The 21,076-nt window shown below is 71.2% G+C and carries 20 protein-coding genes and 1 pseudogene; 8 read left to right on the top strand and 13 right to left on the bottom strand.

Annotated features, from left to right (window positions below):
• Positions 1–23: 23 nt before the first annotated feature.
• Positions 24–239, top strand: a complete 216-nt coding sequence (locus tag ABZ624_RS23495) for a dodecin (protein ID WP_067043298.1) — start codon at positions 24–26, stop codon at positions 237–239.
• Between the two features lie 17 nt (positions 240–256).
• Here ABZ624_RS23495 and ABZ624_RS23490 read toward each other — a convergent pair whose 3' ends face one another.
• Complete coding sequence (locus ABZ624_RS23490; protein WP_360092163.1) at positions 257–748, bottom strand: hypothetical protein; 492 nt, start codon at positions 746–748, stop codon at positions 257–259.
• An 81-nt stretch (positions 749–829) separates the two neighbouring features.
• On the opposite strand from ABZ624_RS23490, the gene ABZ624_RS23485 reads away from it, so the two are divergent.
• From ABZ624_RS23485 to ABZ624_RS23475, 3 genes are all read left to right on the top strand, one after another.
• Positions 830–1,837: an LLM class flavin-dependent oxidoreductase gene (locus tag ABZ624_RS23485; protein WP_360092160.1), complete on the top strand. Its 1,008-nt coding sequence runs from the start codon at positions 830–832 to the stop codon at positions 1,835–1,837.
• 74 nt (positions 1,838–1,911) lie between these two features.
• On the top strand, positions 1,912–2,106 hold the full coding sequence (locus ABZ624_RS23480; protein WP_360092157.1) for an antitoxin: 195 nt from the start codon (positions 1,912–1,914) through the stop codon (positions 2,104–2,106).
• A 27-nt stretch (positions 2,107–2,133) separates the two neighbouring features.
• Positions 2,134–4,473, top strand: coding sequence for an excinuclease ABC subunit UvrA (locus tag ABZ624_RS23475; protein ID WP_360092154.1), 2,340 nt, complete (start codon positions 2,134–2,136; stop codon positions 4,471–4,473).
• 9 nt (positions 4,474–4,482) lie between these two features.
• Here the strand turns inward: ABZ624_RS23475 and ABZ624_RS23470 are convergent, their stop codons facing one another.
• From ABZ624_RS23470 to ABZ624_RS23440, 7 genes are all read right to left on the bottom strand, one after another.
• Entirely contained in the window at positions 4,483–4,992 is a 510-nt protein-coding gene (locus ABZ624_RS23470; RefSeq protein WP_360092151.1) for a hypothetical protein, read from the bottom strand.
• 31 nt (positions 4,993–5,023) lie between these two features.
• A complete protein-coding gene (locus ABZ624_RS23465; protein WP_360092148.1) occupies positions 5,024–5,584 on the bottom strand; it encodes a hypothetical protein in 561 nt (186 codons plus the stop codon).
• 81 nt (positions 5,585–5,665) lie between these two features.
• Complete coding sequence (locus ABZ624_RS23460; RefSeq protein WP_360092145.1) at positions 5,666–6,475, bottom strand: lysophospholipid acyltransferase family protein; 810 nt, start codon at positions 6,473–6,475, stop codon at positions 5,666–5,668.
• Positions 6,475–7,245 carry a GNAT family N-acyltransferase gene (locus ABZ624_RS23455; RefSeq protein WP_360092142.1) on the bottom strand — a complete coding sequence of 257 codons (771 nt, stop codon included), beginning with the start codon at positions 7,243–7,245 and terminating at the stop codon, positions 6,475–6,477. The genes ABZ624_RS23460 and ABZ624_RS23455 overlap by 1 nt, the downstream gene beginning before the upstream one ends.
• Before the next feature lie 316 nt (positions 7,246–7,561).
• Positions 7,562–8,311 carry a succinate dehydrogenase/fumarate reductase iron-sulfur subunit gene (locus ABZ624_RS23450; RefSeq protein WP_360092139.1) on the bottom strand — a complete coding sequence of 250 codons (750 nt, stop codon included), beginning with the start codon at positions 8,309–8,311 and terminating at the stop codon, positions 7,562–7,564.
• Positions 8,308–10,257, bottom strand: a complete 1,950-nt coding sequence (locus ABZ624_RS23445) for a fumarate reductase/succinate dehydrogenase flavoprotein subunit (protein WP_360092136.1) — start codon at positions 10,255–10,257, stop codon at positions 8,308–8,310. Before ABZ624_RS23445 ends, ABZ624_RS23450 begins: the two co-directional genes overlap by 4 nt.
• 1 nt (position 10,258) lies before the next feature.
• Positions 10,259–10,930 (bottom strand): succinate dehydrogenase, encoded by a 672-nt coding sequence (locus tag ABZ624_RS23440; RefSeq protein ID WP_360092434.1) that lies wholly within the window; start codon positions 10,928–10,930, stop codon positions 10,259–10,261.
• 120 nt (positions 10,931–11,050) lie between these two features.
• Here ABZ624_RS23440 and ABZ624_RS23435 point away from each other — a divergent pair, with 120 nt between their 5' ends.
• Positions 11,051–11,935, top strand: a complete 885-nt coding sequence (locus ABZ624_RS23435) for a LysR substrate-binding domain-containing protein (protein WP_360092133.1) — start codon at positions 11,051–11,053, stop codon at positions 11,933–11,935.
• A 119-nt stretch (positions 11,936–12,054) separates the two neighbouring features.
• On the opposite strand, the gene ABZ624_RS23430 is transcribed toward ABZ624_RS23435, so the two are convergent.
• The 3 genes from ABZ624_RS23430 to ABZ624_RS23420 all read right to left on the bottom strand — a co-directional run bounded on the left by ABZ624_RS23430 (position 12,055) and on the right by ABZ624_RS23420 (position 16,260).
• Positions 12,055–14,199: an EAL domain-containing protein gene (locus ABZ624_RS23430; RefSeq protein WP_360092130.1), complete on the bottom strand. Its 2,145-nt coding sequence runs from the start codon at positions 14,197–14,199 to the stop codon at positions 12,055–12,057.
• Complete coding sequence (locus tag ABZ624_RS23425; protein WP_360092127.1) at positions 14,196–15,008, bottom strand: SAM-dependent methyltransferase; 813 nt, start codon at positions 15,006–15,008, stop codon at positions 14,196–14,198. The genes ABZ624_RS23430 and ABZ624_RS23425 overlap by 4 nt, the downstream gene beginning before the upstream one ends.
• A gap of 283 nt (positions 15,009–15,291) precedes the next feature.
• On the bottom strand, positions 15,292–16,260 hold the full coding sequence (locus tag ABZ624_RS23420; protein ID WP_360092124.1) for an SCO0930 family lipoprotein: 969 nt from the start codon (positions 16,258–16,260) through the stop codon (positions 15,292–15,294).
• Between the two features lie 769 nt (positions 16,261–17,029).
• Between ABZ624_RS23420 and ABZ624_RS23415 the strand changes: the two genes are divergently transcribed.
• Positions 17,030–17,158, top strand: a complete 129-nt coding sequence (locus ABZ624_RS23415; RefSeq protein WP_360092121.1) for a hypothetical protein — start codon at positions 17,030–17,032, stop codon at positions 17,156–17,158.
• 32 nt (positions 17,159–17,190) lie between these two features.
• Positions 17,191–17,955 carry a DUF4239 domain-containing protein gene (locus ABZ624_RS23410; RefSeq protein ID WP_360092118.1) on the top strand — a complete coding sequence of 255 codons (765 nt, stop codon included), beginning with the start codon at positions 17,191–17,193 and terminating at the stop codon, positions 17,953–17,955.
• A 140-nt stretch (positions 17,956–18,095) separates the two neighbouring features.
• On the opposite strand, the pseudogene ABZ624_RS23405 reads toward ABZ624_RS23410, so the two are convergent.
• A pseudogene (locus ABZ624_RS23405) lies at positions 18,096–18,485 on the bottom strand (hypothetical protein); the annotation flags it as partial.
• An 801-nt stretch (positions 18,486–19,286) separates the two neighbouring features.
• On the opposite strand from ABZ624_RS23405, the gene ABZ624_RS23400 reads away from it, so the two are divergent.
• Complete coding sequence (locus ABZ624_RS23400) at positions 19,287–19,958, top strand: class F sortase (protein WP_360092115.1); 672 nt, start codon at positions 19,287–19,289, stop codon at positions 19,956–19,958.
• Positions 19,959–19,989: 31 nt separating this feature from the next.
• On the opposite strand, the gene ABZ624_RS23395 is transcribed toward ABZ624_RS23400, so the two are convergent.
• The gene (locus tag ABZ624_RS23395; RefSeq protein WP_360092112.1) at positions 19,990–20,826 is read right to left on the bottom strand and encodes a polysaccharide deacetylase family protein; all 837 of its coding nucleotides are present in this window, start codon (positions 20,824–20,826) and stop codon (positions 19,990–19,992) included.
• Between the last annotated feature and the right edge of the window lie 250 nt (positions 20,827–21,076).

The raw sequence follows: 21,076 nt of genomic DNA, 5'->3' as shown, positions 1-21,076 counted from the left end.
GCTGACACGAGAGGAGCACCCGCATGTCGAACCACACCTACCGGGTCACCGAGATCGTCGGCACCTCGCACGAGGGCGTCGACCAGGCCATCCGCAACGGCATCGCCCGTGCCGACCAGACCCTGCGCAATCTGGACTGGTTCGAGGTGACGCAGGTCCGGGGCCAGATCGAGAACGGGCGGATCGAGCACTACCAGGTCGGCCTGAAGGTGGGTTTCCGCATCGAGGACGGCGACTGAGGGCGGTCACCGAGCCGTCAGGTACGTCCTTCGCGTTCCTGCGCCTCCTCCAGTGCGGCGGACTTGGCGGCCCAGCGGGCCCGCACCACGGTGAACCCGGCACGTTCGGCGTCGTCGCAGACCAGCTCGTCGTCGTCCACCAGGACCCGCACCTCCCGGTCCCACGCGAGCCGGCGCAGGATCTCCAGCTTGGTGAAGCGGGCCGGCCTGCGGTCGGCGTTGCTCCGCATGTGCACCCGCCCCTCCGGCAGCCCGTGGTGCGCGAGCCACTGCAGGGTGTCCCGGCGGTACCGCTCGGGCCGGCCCGTGAGATAGACGACCTCGCACTCCCGGGCGCTCTCCACCGCCAGCGCCACTCCCTCGGCGAGCGGCGGATCGGCGGGCGCGGCGGCGAAGAACGCGCCCCACTCCCGCGGCCGGCTCTCCAGGAAGTGCTGCCGGTGAGCGGTGTCGGCCAGGGTGTTGTCGAGGTCGAACACGGCAAGCGGACGTCCGTTGCTGTCGGTCACAGGGTCACCTTAGCCAGGCTCTTCGGGACGGACGCCGGACCGCCCCGGGAATCATCCGGCCGTCAGGCTGTTGAATGCTGCGTGAGCAGTACAGCGATCGCGCGGACCCCGTTCTCCGTCCTCGACCGTTCCCGCGCCCGGGAGGGGCATCCGCCCGCCGGGGCGCTGCGGGACACCGTCGCACTGGCGCGGGAGGCGGAGGCGCTCGGCTACCACCGCTTCTGGGTGTCCGAGCACCACGGCGTACCCGGCGTCGCCGGCTCCGCGCCGACCGTGCTCGCCGCCGCGGTCGCCTCCGCGACCCGTACCATCCGGGTCGGCACCGGCGGTGTGATGCTGCCCAACCACCAGTCCCTCGTCGTCGCCGAGCAGTTCGGCGTCCTGGAGTCCCTGTTCCCCGGCCGGATCGACATGGGGCTCGGGCGTTCCGTGGGCTTCACCGACGGGGTGCGCAGAGCGCTCGGCCGGGACAAGGAGGACGCCGGGGACTTCGCGGCACAGCTCGGCGAGCTGCTCGGCTGGTTCGCGGGCACCTCACCGACGGGGGTGCGGGCACGCCCCGCGGAAGGGCTGCGGGTGCCGCCGTTCGTGCTGGCCATGGGCGAGGGCGCGCGGATCGCGGCGCGTGCCGGACTGCCGATGGTGATCGGCGATCTGCGGGGCCGGGACAAGCTGCTGCGCGGCGTCGACCAGTACCGTTCGCTGTTCCGCCCCTCCCCCTGGGCGTCCGAGCCGTACGTCGTGATCTCCGGCACGGTCGCCGTCGCCGGCAGCGAGGAGGAGGCGCGGCGGCTGCTGGTCCCGGAGGCCTGGTCGATGGCGTACTCCCGCACCCACGGCACCTTCCCGCCGCTCGCTCCGGCCGAGGAGATCGAGGCCCGGCGGATGACCGCGAAGGAACGCGGCTTCTACGAGGCCTCGCTCGCCGGTCACATCGCCGGGACCGGCGAGCAGGTCGCGCATGAGCTGGAGACGGTGCTGAAGGAGACGGGGGCGGACGAGGTTCTCGTCACTACCAGCAGTTACGACCGTACGGCGCTGCTGGATTCCTTTCGGCGCCTGGCCGCGCTGGTCGCGCCGGGCCGCTGACGGGCTCGGGATGCGAACCCGGCCGGAGCCGGTGACCCTGGGAGGGGAAACCGCAAGCGACGAGGAGGGCGGCCATGTCCTTCATGGACAAGATCAAGGGAATGCTCAAGGGCCATGAGGACATGGCCGACAAGGGCATCGACAAGGGCGGCGACTACATCGACCAGCGCACCGGTGACAAGTACCAGTCGCAGGTCGACGCCGCGCAGGACAAGGTGAGGGACGAGTTCGGCACCCGCCCGAACCGGGACAACCCGCCGCAGTCGTAGCGTACGGGGGCGGCTAGGGTTTCCCCCATGCACAGCCCCCACGACCCGCACGATCCCTACGTCCGCGTACGCGGAGCCCGTGAGCACAACCTCAAGGGCGTCGACGTGGACATCCCGCGGGACGTACTGGCCGTGTTCACCGGCGTGTCCGGCTCGGGGAAGTCGTCCCTGGCGTTCGGCACGATCTACGCCGAGGCGCAGCGGCGGTACTTCGAGTCGGTCGCGCCGTACGCGCGCAGGCTGATCCACCAGGTCGGGGCGCCGAAAGTCGGGGAGATCGCCGGGCTGCCGCCCGCGGTCTCGCTGCAGCAGCGCCGCTCGGCTCCTTCCTCCCGCTCCTCGGTGGGCACGGTCACGACTCTCTCCAACTCGCTGCGCATGCTGTTCTCCCGCGCCGGGGAGTATCCGGCGGGCGCCGAGCGGCTCGACTCGGACGCGTTCTCACCGAACACGGCGGCCGGGGCCTGCCCGGAGTGCCACGGACTGGGCCGGGTGCACCACACCTCCGAGGAGCTGCTGGTGCCGGACCCCTCGCTGTCCATCCGCGAGGGCGCCATCGCCGCCTGGCCCGGTGCCTGGCAGGGCAAGAACCTGCGGGACATCCTCGACGCGCTCGGCCACGACGTGGACCGGCCCTGGCGCGAGCTGCCCGCGCGGGAGCGGGAGTGGATCCTGTTCACGGACGAGCAGCCGGTCGTCACCGTCCACCCGGTGCGGGATGCCGACCGTATCCAACGGCCGTACCAGGGCACGTACATGAGTGCCCGCCGGTATGTGCTGAAGACCTTCTCGGACACCAGGTCCGCGTCGCTGCGGGCGAAGGCGGAACGGTTCCTGACCAGCGCGCCCTGCGCGGTGTGCGGGGGCAGCCGGCTGCGGCCCGAGGCGCTCGCGGTGACCTTCGGCGGCCGGACCGTCGCCGAACTGGCCGCGCTGCCGCTGACGGACCTGGCCGCACTGCCGGCCGGCCGCTCCGAGACCGCGCGGGTCCTCACCGAGGACCTGAGATCCCGGATCGCGCCGGTGGTCGAACTGGGCCTCGGCTACCTCAGCCTCGACCGCTCCACCCCCACCCTCTCGGCCGGCGAGCTGCAACGCCTGCGGCTGGCCACGCAGCTGCGCTCCGGACTGTTCGGCGTCGTCTACGTCCTGGACGAGCCGTCCGCGGGCCTGCACCCGGCGGACACCGAGGCGCTGCTGACCGTGCTGGACCGGCTGAAGGCCGCGGGCAACTCGGTGTTCGTGGTGGAGCACCATCTGGAGGTGGTGCGCGGCGCCGACTGGCTGGTGGACGTGGGCCCCGGCGCGGGCGAGCACGGCGGACGGGTGCTGTACAGCGGGCCGCCGGCCGAGCTGGCGTCGGTCGAGGAGTCGGCGACGGCCGCTTTCCTCTTCGACGAGTCACCGGGACCGGCGCGTGCGGTCCGCGAGCCGCGAGGCTGGTTGACGGTGGGTCCGGTGACCCGGCACAACCTGCGCGCGGTGACGGCCGAGTTCCCGCTCGGCGCCTTCACCGCCGTCACCGGGGTCTCCGGCTCCGGAAAGTCCACACTCATCGGTGAGTTGACGGAGGAGCTGGCGGGGGTGGACCGGCTGGTCCGGGTCGACCAGAAGCCGATCGGGCGCACCCCGCGGTCCAACCTGGCCACCTACACCGGCCTGTTCGACGTCGTACGCAAGGTGTTCGCCGAGACGGAGGAGGCGCGGGCGCGCGGGTACGGCGTCGGCCGCTTCTCCTTCAACGTGGCGGGGGGACGCTGCGAGACGTGCCAGGGCGAGGGGTTCGTCAGCGTCGAGCTGCTGTTCCTGCCGAGCACGTACGCGCCGTGCCCGGACTGCGGCGGCGCCCGCTACCACCCCGGGACCCTCGAAGTGGCGTACCGGGGGCGGAACATCGCCGAGGTCCTCGATCTGACGGTGGAGGCCGCGGCGGAGTTCTTCGCCGGCATCCCGGCCGCCGCCCGCAGCCTGGGTACCCTGCTCGACGTGGGCCTCGGCTATCTGCGGATCGGGCAGCCGGCGACCGAACTGTCCGGCGGCGAGGCACAGCGGATCAAGCTGGCGAGCGAACTGCAGCGTGGGCGGCGCGGGCACACCCTCTATCTGCTGGACGAGCCGACGACGGGGCTGCACCCGGCCGACGTGGAGGTGCTGATGGACCGCCTGCACGGGCTGGTCGACGCCGGGCACACCGTCGTGGTGGTCGAGCATGACATGACGGTGGTCGCGGGCGCGGACTGGGTGATCGACCTGGGCCCCGGCGGGGGTGACCGGGGCGGGCGGATCGTGGCGTCGGGTCCGCCGGAGCGGGTGGCCCGGGCGGAGGGCAGCGCGACGGCGCCCTTCCTGGCCCGGGTCATACCCTGAACAGGACGCTCAGGTGCTGAGCAACCGGTTGAAGAACGAGCGGTAGCGGCGCAGCGCCCCGCGGAGTTCCTCGGTGTCGACCCGCTCGCCCTGGCTCCACTGGGCCTCCAGGTCCTTCTTGTGCTGGGCGAAGGTGGACGCCAGAGCCTGCATGACGTCCGCCACCAGTGTGTCGGCGTCGTGTACGGCCTCGCGGGGGTCGTCCACGAACTTGTTCTGGATCTGCTGCCATCGGTCGCGGAACCCGCGCTCCTCGTCGTCCGTCAGCAGCTGCGGCACCTCGTCGTCCGAGGCGTCCTGGGCACCCTCGGCGGCCGGGGCCTCGGGGGCCGCGACCTCGGCGTCGGCTCCACCCGTGGCGGACTCGCCGCCCGCGCCCTCCGTCGCGGTGCTCTCACCGGGATAGACAGGGGCTTCGGAGGATGCCGGCTCTGCCTCCGCGCCGGTGGCGGACGGCTGGGCGAGGTCCTCGGTGGACAGACCGCCGGTGGTGCGGTCCTCGTCCTCGTTTCTGTGCATGGCGTTCCTCCATGCGGGGTCGTGGTCGCGGTCAGGACCGGGCGGGGTGCGCCCGGCCGCCGCCGTCGGAGAGCAACTCGTCGAACAGGGCGCGGTAGTGCACCATGGCACCCCGCAGCTGCTCGGTCGTCGCCTGCTTGCGGGTGGTGAGGGTCTCCACCTCGTGCGCGGCCCGGTAGTGCTCCAGCGTGGCGCCGTGCTCCACCGAGAGGTCCTTCATCTGCTGCTCGAACCCCTCGGTCGGGTATCCGCGCTCGTGCATCAGGGAGGTCACCAGCCGGTCGGCGTCGTGCACCGCGTCTTCCGGCCGGTCGACGAACTCCTCCTGGACACTGCTCCACTCCCGCGTATAGCGGTCCCTTGAGACGGTGGGCAGCGGTTTGATCTCCAGCGAGTCGTGTCGCCGCTCGCGGGCCCTGAGCTCACGCTCGGCGGAGAGCCGGCTGTCGGACCCCTCGACCGTCCGTTCGTACTCCGGGCCGAAGCGCTGACGGAGGTGACGGCGGCGCATCAGCAGTGAGACCGCCACAGCGGCCAGAGCGACCACCACCACGATCGGAATGATGATCGCCAGAAGCGTTCCCGTGGACATGGCCACACGCTCCTCAGGGAGTAGTGATGTGCACTGTCCGTCTTCCCATTCGCCCCATATGTAAGCTTTTTCGTCGATTGGTCAGGCGGAGACCAGGGCCTCGTGGGTCCAGGAGGGCTCCGGAGCGACCGGCTGGGCCGCGCGGGCGAGGGACCGGCGGTCGGAATGGGTGCCCGGCGGTATCACCGGGCGTATCTCCACCTCCGCGATCAGGCCGCGTGTACGGGCCACCCGCCACAGGGAGGCCAACAGGGTGTCCTCGCCGACGAACGCCGCCGCCGTGCTGGCCGTACCGCCGTCCCGGGTGTAGCGGAGCCGCACCGGCTGTACGGGCGCGCCCGCGTCCAGCGCGGCCTGGAAGACCGCCCGGTGGAAGCGGCCATGGGCCCGCCCGCACCAGGTGCTGCCCTCGGGGAACGCCGCCACAGCCGCCCCCTCGCGCAGCGCCCCGGCGATCCGGGCCACCGTCCCGGGCAGGGCGCGCAGCCGGTCCCGCTCGATGAACAGGGCCCCGCCGCGCGCGGCCAGCGCACCCGCCACCGGCCACTGCCGGATCTCGGTCTTGGCCAGCATCCGGGCCGGCCGTACGGCGGTCAGCAGCGGGATGTCCAGCCACGAGACATGGTTGGCGACCAGCAGCAGCCCGCCGGCCGGTGCCGCGGCACCGGTGAGGCGGACCCGGACCCCGACGGCCCGCACGATCGCCCGGCACCACCGCCCGACCCACTCGGCGGGGATCCTCCCGCCGAGTGGGGACAGCGCGATCCCGGCCAGCAGCAGGACCCCGACCGCGGCCAGCCGCAGCACGGCCCGGGGTACGGCCGCGGCGGCCGGGGCGGGCTCCACACAGGCGCCCGGGGTGCAGGGCGCGCTGGGCAGCCAGACGCTCATCAGGCAGGCACGAGGGAGAGGAAGTGCCGCAGATAGCGCGGGTTCACCCGGCGCATCGACAGCAGCACATACAGGTCGGCGACCCCGAAGTCGGGGTCGTGCGCGGGCTCGCCGCACACCCAGGCACCGAGTCGCAGGTAGCCGCGCAGGAGGGCGGGCAGCTCGCTGTGCCCGGCCGGGGGCTCGGCGTCCGGGGTCCACGGCGCCAGCGGCCGTACGCGGAACTCCTCGGGTGCCAGATGCTTGGCGCGCACCCGCTCCCAGGTGGCCGTCGCGAAGGCGCCGCCGTCGGCGAGCGGCACCGAGCAGCAGCCCGCCAGCCACTCGTGCCCGCGGTCGATCATGTACCGGGCTATCCCGGCCCAGATCAGACTGATGACGGCGCCGTCGCGGTGGTCGGGGTGCACACAGGAGCGGCCGACCTCGACCAGGCCGGGCCGGATCGCGGCGAGCGGAGTCAGCTCGAACTCGCCCTCGGAGTACAGCCGCCCGGCGACCGCGGCCCGCTCCGGCGGCAGCAGCCGGTAGGTGCCGACGACCTGCCCGGTCACGGTGTCGCGCACCAGCAGGTGGTCGCAGTACGCGTCGAAGGCGTCGATGTCGTACCCCGGCTGCGGGGTGGCGAGCAGGGCACCCATCTCCCCGGCGAAGACATCGTGCCGCAGCCGCTGCGCGGCACGCACGTCGGCCTCGTCGCGGGCGAGGGTGACGGTGTAGCGGGTGGGTGCCGCGGGCTGCGGAGGACGGTCGAGCGTGGTGACGCCGGTCATGGCTCTCTCCAAGGTCACGGGCCGGGTCGGCAGGGAGGGGCAGTCCGTCGGCCGGTCTGCCCCTCCTGTTCTTCCGACGCCGGTTGGCCTGCGCGTGACCGGCGCCCGGAGAGCGGGTGTGGGCTTGTTGAACGGCGTGGGCGGACCCGCCCTCAGTACCGGGTCCACTCGGAGACCGACGGGCCGGGCGACGTCAAGATCCAGAGCCCCGGAGTCACTTACCGCTGTCAGTGACGCCCTGGCCACAGAGCGACACCGGGACGCCGGGGGCCGGAGAGCCCACGCTCTCTTCGGCCGCCCGGCCGCGGTTCGGGCGCTACCTCCTGCCCACCTTGCGCGTGGCCCGCAGCCACTCCCTGTTCATGCTGGTGATCGACACCAGCGGAATCCCCTTGGGACAGGCCGTCGCGCACTCACCGGTCAGCGTGCAGCCGCCGAACCCCTCCTCGTCCATCTGCGCCACCATGTCCAGCACCCGCGTCTCCCGCTCGGGCGCCCCCTGCGGCAGTACGTTGAGGTGGTTGACCTTGGCGGAGGTGAACAGCATCGCCGCGCCGTTGGGACACGCGGCCACGCACGCCCCGCATCCGATGCACTCCGCGTGCTCGAAGGCGAAGTCGGCGTCGGCCTTCGGCACCGGTGTGGCGTGCGCCTCCGGCGCGGATCCGGTCGGCGCGGTGATGTAACCGCCGGCCTGGATGATCCGGTCGAACGCGGACCGGTCGACGACCAGGTCCTTGATCACGGGGAAGGCCGCCGCCCGCCACGGCTCGATGTCGATCGTGTCGCCGTCCTTGAAGGACCGCATGTGCAGCTGGCAGGTGGTGGTCCGTTCCGGTCCGTGCGCCTCGCCGTTGATGACGAGCGAGCAGGCGCCGCAGATGCCCTCGCGGCAGTCGTGGTCGAAGGCGACCGGTTCCTCGCCGGAGAGGATGAGCTGTTCGTTGAGGACGTCCAGCATCTCCAGGAAGGACATGTCGGACGAGATGCCGTCCACCTCGTATGTGGACATCGTTCCTTCGGCGTCGGCGTTCTTCTGCCGCCAGACGCGCAGGGTGAGCTTCATGCGTAGCTCCGCTGGGTGGGGTGGACGTACTCGAAGACCAGGTCTTCCCTGTGCAGGACGGGTGCCTCACCGGTGCCGGTGAACTCCCAGGCCGCCGCGTAGCCGAACTCGTCGTCCTTGCGGGCGGCCTCGCCGTCCGGGGTCTGGGACTCCTCGCGGAAGTGGCCGCCGCAGGACTCTTCGCGGTGCAGCGCGTCGAGGCACATCAGCTCGGCAAGCTCCAGGTAGTCGACGATCCGGTTGGCCTTCTCCAGCGACTGGTTGAACTCCTCGCCGGTGCCGGGCACCTTGATCCGCCGCCAGAACTCCTCGCGGATCTGCGGGATGCGCTCCAGGGCCTTGCGCAGCCCGGCGTCGGTGCGGGCCATGCCGCAGAACTCCCACATGAGTTCGCCGACTTCGCGGTGGAAGGAGTCGGGGGTGCGGTCGCCGTCGACGGACAGGAGCAGGTTGAGCCGTTCCTCGGTCTCGCCCAGCACCTCCTGCACGGCGGGGTGTTCGGCGGTGACGGCCTCCTGGTGCGGGTTGCGGGCCAGGTAGTCGTTGATGGTGGCCGGGAGCACGAAGTAGCCGTCGGCCAGGCCCTGCATCAGCGCGGACGCGCCGAGCCGGTTGGCGCCGTGGTCGGAGAAGTTGGCCTCGCCGATCGCGAACAGGCCCGGGACGGTGGTCTGCAGGTCGTAGTCGACCCACAGGCCGCCCATCGTGTAGTGCACGGCCGGGTAGATCCGCATCGGCACCTCGTACGGATCCTCGTCGGTGATCCGCTGGTACATGTCGAAGAGGTTGCCGTACCTGGCCTCGACCGCCGTGCGGCCCATGCGCCTGATCGCGTCGGCGAAGTCGAGGTAGACGCCCTGCCCGCCGGGGCCCACTCCCCTGCCCTCGTCGCAGACGTTCTTGGCGGCGCGGGAGGCGATGTCCCGCGGGACGAGGTTGCCGAAGGAGGGGTAGATGCGCTCCAGGTAGTAGTCGCGCTCGTCCTCGGGGATCTGGTGGGGCGGGCGGGTGTCGCCCTTGGCCCTGGGCACCCAGATCCGGCCGTCGTTGCGCAGCGACTCGCTCATCAGGGTCAGCTTGGACTGGTGGTCGCCGGTGCGCGGGATGCAGGTGGGGTGGATCTGGGTGAAGCAGGGGTTGGCGAAGTACGCGCCGCGCCGGTGCGCCCGCCAGATGGCGGTCGCGTTGGAGTTCATGGCGTTGGTCGACAGGTAGAAGACGTTTCCGTAACCGCCGGATGCCAGCACCACCGCGTCGGCGAAGTAGGTGTCGATGCGACCCGTGATCAGATCGCGGGCCACGATGCCGCGGGCCCGCCCGTCGACGACGATCAGGTCCAGCATCTCGGTGCGCGGGTGCATCTCCACGTTCCCGGCGGCGATCTGCCTCGACAGCGCCTGGTAGGCGCCGAGCAGCAGCTGCTGGCCCGTCTGGCCGCGGGCGTAGAAGGTGCGGGAGACCTGGACACCGCCGAAGGAGCGGGTGTCGAGCAGGCCGCCGTACTCGCGGGCGAAGGGCACGCCCTGGGCCACGCACTGGTCGATGATCTCGACCGAGATCTGCGCGAGGCGGTGCACGTTGGACTCGCGGGCGCGGAAGTCGCCGCCCTTGACGGTGTCGTAGAACAGCCGGTGGATCGAGTCGCCGTCGTTGCGGTAGTTCTTCGCCGCGTTGATGCCTCCCTGCGCGGCGATGGAGTGGGCGCGGCGCGGGGAGTCCTGGTAGCAGAACTGGACGACGTGGTAGCCCTGTTCGGCGAGGGTGGCCCCCGCGGAACCGCCGGCCAGGCCGGTGCCGACCACGATGACCGTGTGCTTGCGCCGGTTGGCGGGGTTGACCAGCCTGGCCTCGAAACGGCGCTTGTCCCAGCGCTCGTGGATCGGTCCGGACGGCGCCTTGGTGTCGGTGACCGGGTCACCGGTCGGGTAGTTCACGTAGTCGGTCATGTCAGCTCACCACTCCGGTCATGACGCCCACGGGTACGGCGATGAAACCGGCCGTGAGCAGCAGCGCGAGGATGTCGGCGACGGCCTTCAGGGCGCGGTCGCGGGCGCGGCTGCCGACGCCGAGGGTCTGCGCGGCGCTCCAGAAGCCGTGCCGGATGTGCAGGCCGAGCGCGAGCATCGCGACGATGTAGACGACGTTGCCGTACCAGGTGGAGAAGGTGTCGACCACGTTCTGGTACGGGTGGCCCTCCTGGAAGCCGCCGGGGTGCACGGTGCCGGTGGTCAGGTCCAGGATGTGCCAGACGATGAACAGGCCGAGGATGATGCCGCCCCAGCGCATGGTGCGGGTGGCGTAGCTCGCCCGGGGCCTCGAGTGCACGTACTTGCTGGGCCGCGCCTTGATGTCGCGGCGGCTGAGCTGGTACGCGGACGTGGCGTGGGCGGCCACGGCGATGACGAGGACGATCCGGATGAGCCAGAGCGTCCACGCGTAGTGCATGAAGGGTTCGCCGATGGTGCGCAGCCAGTGGGCGTAGTGGTTGAACTCGCCCGCCCCGAAGTAGATCTTCAGGTTCCCGATCATGTGCGCGACCAGGTACAGCAGCATGATCAGGCCGCTGACGGCCATCACGGTCTTCTTGCCGACGGAGGAGTCCCACATCGTGCGCGCCATGGACGGCCGTCGGTCCGTCCGCGTTGCCAGAGCCATGGAACAGCACGCTAGGGGCGCGGGAGCCGATCGGTCCAAGACATGGTCCAGCTCGTTTCCATAGGCTGCGGCTATCATTGCTGTATGCAGCTCCAGCAGCTCCAGTACTTCGTGGCCGTCGCAGAGACCCGGCACTTCACGCGCGCCGCCGAGCTGGTGCATGTCGCCCAGCCGTCGTTGTCGCAGCAGATCAAGGCGCTGGAGCGGGAGTTGGGCGCGGATCTGTTCCTGCGCGCGCGGGGCAACATCACGCTGACGGACGCCGGCGAGGCGCTGCTGCCGCTGGCCCGGCGGATCCTGGCCGACGCGGACACGGCGCGGTACGAGGTGCAGGAGCTGGTGCAGCTGCGGCGGGGCCGGGTACGGCTGGGGGCGACGCCGAGCCTGTGCACGGGCCTGCTGCCGGATGTGCTGCGCGCCTTCCACGACCGGTATCCCGGCATCCAGCTGCTGATTGAGGAGGGCGGCTCGCACGACCTGGTGCGGGAACTGGCGCGCGGCGCCCTCGATCTCGCCTTGGTCGTGCTGCCGCTGCCCACGCCGGCGCCGGCACTGACCACGGTGGAGCTGCTGCGCGAGGACCTGGTCGTGGTGTCCTCACCGGACGCGCCCGCACCCGGCCGGGCTGGGCGGGCAGTGAACATCACCGATCTGGAGGGCGAGCGGCTGGTGATGTTCCGGCACGGCTACGACCTGCGCGAGCTGACCGTGGCAGCGTGTCGCTCGGCCGGGTTCGAGCCGGAGTTCGCCGTCGAGGGCGGTGAGATGGACGCGGTGCTGGGGTTTGTGCGGGCTGGGCTGGGGGTGGCGGTGGTGCCGCGGATGGTTGCGACTCGGGCCGGGCCGGGGCTCAGGGTGACGCCGCTTGCCCGTCCCGGGTTGCATCGGACGATCGCGTTGGCTCACCGCAGTGACGTTGCTCCGCCGAGGGCGGCGCGGGAGCTTCAGCGGATGCTTCTTGAGCGGTGAGGGTGTTGTGTTCGGATTCGTCTGCCCGGGAAGCGCCGTCCCGGAGTGCGAGTGCGTTGTGGTTTCTCGCGCAGTTCCCCGCGCCCCTCAGGGAACTGCGCCACTCCTCCTCGAAGAGCTCAGCCCGTCGCGTCCACCAAAGCCAGGTCGTGCAGGCGCTCGGGTGGGCCGGGGCGGGCGTAGTACCAGCCCTGGGCCGTGTCGCAGCCCAGTATCCGGAGTTGTTCGGCCTGGGCGCCGGTTTCCACGCCCTCGACCGTCACGGCGAGGTCGAGGCTGTGGGCGAGGGAGACGATGCCCTCCACGATCTTCAGGTCGACCGGGTCGGCGGGGAACTGCTGCATGCCCCGGGTGAAGGAGCGGTCCAGCTTGAGGACGCGCACCGGCAGCCGGCGCAGGTTGGCGAGGTTGGAGTAGCCGGTGCCGAAGTCGTCCAGGGCGATGTCGACGCCCATCTCGGCAAGCCGGTGCAGGGGTTTGAGCAGATCGTCGTCGGCGCCGATGAGCGCGGACTCGGTGACCTCCAGGCACAGGGCTTCCGGGGCCACTCCCGCGCGCTCCAGGATGTCGACGGTGTCCTGGACCAGGCGCGGATGGCTGAGCTGGCACGGCGAGAGGTTGACGTTGATGCGCAGGGGCCCGGCGGCCTGGTCCTCGCCATGACGTTCTCGCCAGGCGCGGGCCTGGCGGATGGACTCCTCCAGGACCCAGCGGCCGAGCGGCACGATCAGACCGGTGTGCTCGGCGAGCGGGATGAAACGGTCGGGGCCGAGCACGCCGTGCTGCGGGTGCAGCCAGCGCACCAGGGCCTCGGCGCCGCGCACGCTGCCGTCGCCGAGGTGGACGAGCGGCTGGTACTCGATGAAGAACTCGCCGCGTTCCAGGGCCGTCGGGAGGGCCGTGGTCAGGCCGTGGCGGGTGATGGCGCGGGCGTCGGCCTCCGGGTCGGCGAGTTCGGAGCGGTTGCCGCCCGCGGACTTGGCCCGGTACATGGTGATGTCGGCGCTCCGGAGGATCTCCGCCGCCGTGCGCTCGCCCGCCGGGCCCTCGACGATGCCGAGGCTGCCGCGCACCAGCAGGTCACGGCCGTCGATGCTGACCGGCGTGACGAGGGCGTTCATGATCCGCTCGGCCAGTTCGTCCACCTTGCGCGCGGTGCCGGGGCCGGTGGTCAGCGCCACGAACTCGTCACCGCCGAGCCGGGCGACCATCTCGCCGGGCGCGGTCGCACAGGACTGCAGCCGGTCGGCGACCTCCACCAGCAACCGGTCGCCGGCCGCGTGCCCCAGGCTGTCGTTGACGGTCTTGAAGCCGTCCAGGTCGAGGTAGCACAGGCCGAAGCGCTGACCCTCGCCCGCGTTCAGCACCTTCTCCAGACGCTCGAAGAACAGCGTGCGGTTGGGCAGGCCGGTGAGCGCGTCGTGCGTCGCCTCGTAGCGCAGCCGGAGGTTGAGCAGCCGGCGCTCGGTGGTGTCCTCCATGAGGGCGAGCTGGTACTGCGGTGTGCCGTCGGCGTCGCGCAGCAGGGAGACCGTCAGGTTGGTCCACAGGACCGTGCCGTCGGGCCGGTTGAAGGCTTTTTCGAGGTGGTAGTGCTCGCGCGCGCCGCGGACGAGTTCGTCGTAGAGCTTCCAGGTCTGCGGCGCGTCCTCGGGGTGCACCCAGTCCTGGACGCGGCGGCCGCGCAGGGTCTGCTCGGAGAGCCCGAACATGCGCATCAGCGCCTGGTTGACCTGCAGGACGTTGCCGCCGAGGTCGGCGATGCCGATCCCTATGGCCGCGCCCTCGAAGACCGCGCGGAAGCGGGCCTCGCTGGCGTGCAGCGCCTGGGCGACCACGCCCTGGGCCTGCAGGGCGGCCTGGGCGATGGACTCCTGCTCGGCGAGGGTGCGCTCGCGCAGCGCCTCGGCGTATCCGGCGGCCATCGCGTGCTGCAACCGCGAGGAGCGCAGGCGCGGTTCGTCCTGGGGGCCGTCCTCGGCGCAGTACAGCACCAGATAGGCGTCGACGCAGTCCAGGGTGCGGGCGAGCGCCTCGGGGTCGGTGCAGTGCGCGCGGACCAGCGCGGCGCCGACCGCCTTGGCCGCGTCGGCGTCGAAGCCGTGCGCGCGCAGCAGCTCACTCAACCGGCGTGCGAGCGGAAGGAGTTGTTCCTCGAACTCGGCGCGGGTCAGCGATGTGGAGGTCACCGGGTAGACCGCCCGGCTCCAGATCGTGGTGAACCGGCGCAGTCTGTCCTCCGGCCCGTCCGGCTCGGCCCTCACGCCGTACGCCCCACGCCGGCGAACCCGGAGAAGGCGAACGGGTCCTCGTCCTCCGGCGCCGACTCCGGCCGCCAGTGCGGCATCGGCACCAGTCCCGGTTCCACCATGTCGTACCCCTCGAAGAACCGCGCGATCCGGTCGCGCGAGCGCATGATCAGCGGGTTGCGAATGTCCTTGTATACGTCCACCGCGCCCTCGGCCCGCTCGGCGGGCACCGGGATTCCCTCGTACGAGGCATGGGTGAGGATCAGCAGGCTGCCGGGCGCGAGCGCGTCGCGCAGTTCGGCCACCGCACCGTAGGGGTCGTCCGCGTCTTCCACGAAGTGCAGTATGGCAACGAGGAGGAGCGCGACTGGCCGGTTCAGGTCGATCAGCCGCTCCACCTGGGGGCTGGACAGGATCTCCTGCGGCTTGCGCAGGTCCGCGGCGGCGATGTCCGCGGTGTCGTTGCCCGCCAGTACCGCCTGGCTGTGTGCGACGGCGACGGGGTCGCGGTCGACGTAGACCACGCGGGCACCCGGTGCGGCCGTCTGGGCCACCTCGTGGACGTTGCCGAAGGTCGGGATGCCTGAGCCGATGTCGAGGTACTGGGTGATGCCCTCGCCGGCCGCGAACCGTACGGCACGGCGCATGAACGCCCGGTTGGCCTGCATGATCTTCGGCAGCCCCGGCATGAACCCCATCGCCTTGCGGGCTGCTTCCCGGTCCACCTCGAAGTTGTGCGAACCGCCCAGGTAGTAGTCGTAGATCCGCGAGACGCTCGGCACCGAGATGTCGATGCTCCGGGGGGCCCAGGCGGGGCGCTCCATGTATCACTCCAAGGCGTAGGCGACAGGGACAGGCGATCCGGTGTTCGAGCTGAGGCTACTGATCGCCCGCGAAAGGAGCGAGCCAAACCGGAAATTGACCGTCCGTTCCCGGTCACTGCCTGCGAAGTCGCTGTCGCGTGTGCCGGGGTTTGCCCGTCTTGCGAGTGCGGGACATGGGGGCTTCGAAGCGCACAAACGGTCCGCCCCCTCCGTGCGGTGCGGAGGGGGCGGACCTGCGGTGGCGCTCCGGGCCGGGCGGGGCGATCGACCCTGGGGAGGTGATCTAGTTGCCCGGCGCGCCGACCGGCTTGCCGTCGGGCGAGACGGCGTACCAGGTGCCGCCCACGCCCTGACCGTTGGTGTCCCCGGGGGCCTTGTCGCCGGAGAAGGTATAGATCGGCCAGCAGTTGACGGTCATCTGCTTCACTCCGTCGGGACGGGTGAAGCCCATCAGGCCCTTCTTCTTGACGCCCTTGGTGTCCTCAGGCTTGACGATGCCGACGGCCGGCCACTTCTCCAGGCAGGCCCCGGTGCAGTTCGAGACGGACTTCGGCCAGGCCTTGTCCTTCAGGAAGCGGTAGACCGTCCTGCCGCTCTTGTCCACGACGATGTCGCCGAGCTTGGGGTCCTTGCGCACGGACAGTCCCGGCATGGAGGACAGGGATGCCTTCTTGCCGTTGGGGGCCAGCGCGAACCACTTGCCGCCCACGCCCTGGCCGTTGACGTCACCGGCGTTGACGTCCTTGGCGTAGCGGTAGGCGGGCCAGCCGCCGATGGTGAGCTGCTTGCTGCCGTCGGCGCGGGTGACCTCACCCAGCAGCGTCTTGTCGATGCCGGCGCCGGCGGTGGCGTCGTCGGCGGGCACCGGCGGCCAGGTGGTGGCGCAGTCGCCGGCGCAGTTCGACTTGGGCGGGTTGGCGGTGTCCTTGTCGAACCGGTACAGGGTGAGGCCGGAGCCGTCGGTCAGTACGTTGCCCAGGTCGGGGTTGGCGGCCACGGTCAGCTTGCCCGCGGGGGCGGCCTGGGTCGGGGAGCTGGAGGCCTGGTTGCCGTCGGCTCCATAGCCGTTGCCCGTTCCCGTGCCCGTGCCGGTACCGGCGCCGTTGGTCGGGTTGCCCGCGGGTGCCGTGGCGCCGACGTTCTGGGCCGCCGACGCCGGGGTGGTGCTGTTGTCCTGACCGCACGCCGTCGTCAGCGCCAGCACCGAAGCGGCTGTCGCCACCAGTGAGGCGGTCCGCCAGGAGGTCTTCATGTCCAACTCCCCATAATCGCCTGGATGTTGCAGCGCTCTGTCGTGCCGCCGCACGGTCATGGGTACGCACCGAAGGGGCCGGAGCGTTCAACGGGGAGGGGAAGTTCTTCAGGAATTTCTTTCCGGATCCCGCCGGACCCTGCGCGGGGTGCCGCCACGGGAGGCTCGTACAGGCGTACATATCGCCCCTACTGCATACTTCACCGATTCAAACCATTGATCGCATCATGTCCTCCCTTCGAAGCAATCCCGGCGCACTACGGCATACGGCCGGGTTCCGCACCCCATGATCTTCGTCGTGCATGGACCCGAAGCGACCCGACGCGCGCCCGCCGCACGGGTGTTGGCCCTGATGACGCTGACCTGGGCCCTGGTGGGCTGCCCGGTCGGCAGCGCGTCGGCCGACGCCTGTGCGTACGCCTCCACGGGCCCGGACGGCACGGTGGCGACGGCCTACGCCGGCGGCCACCACTGGCCCGCACCGCCGCCCTGCCCTGAGCCCACCCCGCCGACCCCCACACCCACACCCCCGCCGACCCCCACACCCACGCCCACGCCGCCCCCGCCCCCGTCGCCCAAGCCGCGACCGCCGAAGCCGACGCCGGTTCCGCGCCCTGTGCCGAAACCCAGTCCGAAGCCGAAGCCGCCGGCGAGGCCCGCCCCGGCTCCGCCTGCACCACGGCCGACGCCCACCCCCACGCCGACGCCCAAGCCGAGGCCGACGCCCAAGCCGAGGCCGACGCCCGCTCCGCGGTCGCTGGCGACGCGCGTGAGCTATCCGGCGTACCACCCGCACTCCACCGCGCACACCGCGCCCGGCCACACCCCGCCGGTCACCTACGTCCTGCTCATCACCGTTCCGGCGATCGTCGCCGTCGCGGCCCTGCGCCCGCGCTGAAGCGCCGGCCCGCTCACTTCTGGAGGCACCTGTTGTCGGATTGGCTTGTTCTCGTCCTCGCGATGCTGGCGGCCTGCGCCGTGGTGATCGTCGTCACCGTCGTACGGCACAAGCGGGCTCCCGAGGACGAGGACCCCAATGAGACGCCGGACGTCATCGAGTACATGACGATGTGGATCGGCGTCGTGTACGCCATCGTCCTCGGTCTGGCCATCGCGGGCGTGTGGGAGGCCCACAGCTCGGCCCAGGACTATGTGCAGTCCGAGGCCCAGGCGCTGCACGAGATCTCGGAGCGGGTCCGGGTCTATCCGCCGGAGGTCCGTGACCGGATCCGGGACGATGTCAACACCTATGTCGGCTACGTCGTACACCACGAGTGGACCACGATGGCCCGCGACGAGCGGGTCACCGACCACGGCACCGAACTGCTCCAGAAGGTCCGCCAGGACGTCACCGACTACCAGCCGAAGAACGACTTCGAGGCGCAGGCCTACCAGCCGCTGCTGGACCAGATCACCGCCGCCGACCAGGCGCGCAACGCCCGCGCCGACTCCACCGGGGCCACCATGCCGTCGGTGGTGTGGTGGGGGCTGCTCACCGGGGCGCTGGTCACCATCGGCATGGTGTTCGCGCTGCAGATCCGGCGCACGAAACGCGAGTTGGTGCTGGCCGGGCTGTTCTCCGCGACCATCGCGTTCATGCTGTTCCTCATCTGGGACTTCGACGCCCCCTTCAGCCGGGGCATCGCGGTGACCGCGGAGCCGTTCGTGAACCTGTTCCCGGGCATCACCGGTTAGTCCTCCGACCGCGCAAGCGTCCCCGAGGACGTCCTCGCCCCGGCTCCCGGTGAGGGACCGGGGCGATTGCCGTACCGACGTGCGCCGTGCCGATGTGCGCCGTGCGCAGGGGACGAGTCGGTGGGCCGGTCGACGGGGCCTCAGATCCGCTTCTCGTGCCGCCGGCGGAGCCAGAACGCGCCGCCGCCGATGACCGCGGAGGCCACGAGTCCGCCGCCGATGGCCATGTCGGTCGGCGTGGCACCGTTGGTGATGCTGCCGCCGAAACCGCCTTGGACACCGCCGATCACGGTGAACGCATGCTGGCGGGTCAGGGTCCTGCCGTCGCAGCGGACGGTGATGTCGTACCGGCCGGGACGGGCGTCGTTGTCGATCCTGGCGGTGCCGCGCGCGGTGTCGTCGCGGAACGGGTTGAGCTCGGTGGTGGGGAAGGCGCGGGAGGACGCGGTGCCGCCGCGGCAGCCGTCCACGGTGATGGTGAGCCGGCCACCGGCCGCGACCAGGCCGGGCATGACGATGATGTTCCGCGGGCCTCGGAAGTCGTCACCCCGCCCGCCGCCGTTGCCATGGGCACCGAAGTCGTCGCCACGTCCGAAGTCGTCGCCCCGGCCGAAGTCTTCACCGTGGCCCCGGTCACGGCCGCCCTCGTCGCCACGGCCCCGGTCCCGGTCCCGGTCCCGGTCACGGTCCCGATCCCGATCCCGGTCCCGATCCCGGCCGCCGTCGCCGAAGCGGCGGTTGCCGTTGTTGCTGAAGTGACCGTTGAGGTTGAAGTTTCCGCTGAAGCCGCTGTCCGGATCGAAGCCCGCGCCGGGCGCCACCCCCACGCCGGGTGCGACGCCCACACCGGGCGCCACCCCCACGCCTGGGTTCACTCCCACGCCGGGGGTGGACGGGCCGCCGCCGTTGCCCATGCCGTCCGCGACGGCCACAGGGGCGGCGAGCCCGAGCACGGCGACCGCGGTGCATGCCGCCGCCAGGGCACGTTGATTTCGCATGTGATCCTCCGCGGGAGGCGCCCCGGGTCCCGTCCCCGGTGGATCGGCGAGAAAACACCTCCCGGGAAGACCCTCAAGCGCGCGGAACACGCCCGCATGTCGAGAATCGTCCGTCCTGGTGAGACGACACGCCGAAGGAAAAGCACACAATCTGATATTCCTGCAGGTCACGGACCGTCAGAAAATTCCTGGGAACGGCAACTCGGATGGCGCACCACAAGGCCTGTCGGCCACCCGTTCGCCACTTGCCCCGTCGCCCGGCGTCCGCGCGGGATTTAGCGTTTTCCCAAGCGTGCGGGACGTGGCGACGACCGCGTCGAGAGGGGATGGCGAATGTCTGCGTCCGAGCTGACCCAGCTTGCAGAGGCGGAGGAGCGGCGGAGGAAGCGCGCCCCGTGGGGCGTGATAGCTCTTCTTCTGCTGACCGGTCTCGCCCTCATCCGGAACGGTTCGGGGGAGTTCGACGTCGGTCCGCCGCAGCCTGCTTCGGCGGCGGCCCCGGACAGCCGGACCGGCCTGGGCACCTTCACCGCGGGTCCGGCGCCGCTCGCGTTCTCCGCCGTCGACCGGGTCCGTATTCCCGCGATCCAGGTGGACGCCCCGGTCACGCCCGTCGGCCTGGACGCGGACGGCTGGGTCGGTGCGCCGCCGCCGGAGGACCCCAACCTGGCGGGCTGGTTCACGGGTGCGGTCTCCCCCGGGGAGAACGGCACCGCCGTCATCGTCGGGCACGTCGACAACAAACAGGGCCCCGCCGTGTTCTACGGACTCGGGGCCCTGAAAAAGGGAAACCGCATCGAAGTCCTGCGCAAGGACGGAAAGACCGCGGTGTTCGAGACGTACGGAGTCGAGGTCGTCTCGAAAGCCGGTTTTCCCGGTGACCAGGTGTACGGCGCGAAGGGCGCACCGGAATTGCGGGTCATCACCTGCGGCGGCGGTTTTTCCAAGCAGAGCGGTTATGACGGAAATGTCGTCGTCTTCGCCCGCCTGGTCGCGGTGAACTGAACCACCGCGGCCGGGCGGCCGATGGCCGTGCTCACACGCGTCTGCGCGGCACGGTGAGGTGATATCCGGAGTCGAGGAGATAGGGCAGCCATTCACGGATCGCGTGGACGGTCTGCGAGCGATCGCCCCCGGCGTCGTGGGAGAGCACCACGACGCCGGGGGCGGCGCCGTTCTCCACCCGGTCGATGATGACGTCGGTACCGGGGGTCTCCCAGTCGGTGGTGTCGACCGTCCAGGCCATCGGTTCCATGCCCATCTCGGCGCCCAGCTGGAACGCGGCCCGGTTCCAGGCGCCGTAGGGCGCGCGGAACCACTGCGGACGCTCGCCGTAGGTGTCCTCGATGATGTCGCTCGTGCGCTCCATCTCGGAGCGGATCTCCTTGCGCCTGAGCGTCGTCAGCAGCGGGTGCGTCCAGGTGTGGTTGCCGACGACATGGCCTTCCTCGGCCATCCGGGCGACCAGTTCCTTGTACTGGACGACGCACTCGCCGCACACGAAGAACATCGCCCGCACGTCGTACTTGGCGAGGGTGTCCAGGATGTGCGGGGTGTAGTCCGGGTTGGGGCCGTCGTCGAAGGTCAGCATCATGTGCCGGCCGCGCCCGGAGATCCGCAGGATGGGCTCCTTACGGGTCTTCAGTTTGCGCGGCGCGGCGCGTGGCGGTCCGTCACCGGTGAGCGGCTGGAGCCGGAAGGCGGACGACTTGAGCGCCTGACGGGCCTGCGGGCCGGCGACGGGAGCGGCGGCGGTCCCGGCGCTCTCCCCGGCGCCGCTCGCCAGGAAGGCTCCGGCAGTACCCGCGGCCCCCAGCGCGGCGGCGCCGCCGAGGAGCATCCGCCGCCGCGTGAAGAGCTGATCATTCTGCATGACTCATCAGTCGCCCCGCCGGACTCCGGCGCACCGCAACGGCACCGGTGCGGCGGCAGGAATACACCCGGACGGCGGACCGCGGGGCGGTGACGGTCCGCCGCACGCGCTTCTGGCAAGCAGTCGCTTCGCAGCAACTGCCGGGAGAGACAAGGGGGTCGGGCTGGTCGTCCTCGACACGACGGCCTTCGTGGTGGGCGGGCCGCTGATCGCGCGCGACCGGGGCTGACCGTCGCCGGGCCGACCTGGC

The sequence above is a fragment of the Streptomyces sp. NPDC007205 genome, assembly GCF_040634095.1.
Taxonomy (GTDB): Bacteria; Actinomycetota; Actinomycetes; order Streptomycetales; family Streptomycetaceae; genus Streptomyces.
The sequence above is the reverse complement of the archived record's forward strand: the minus strand, read 5'-3'. Positions and strand labels throughout refer to the sequence as shown.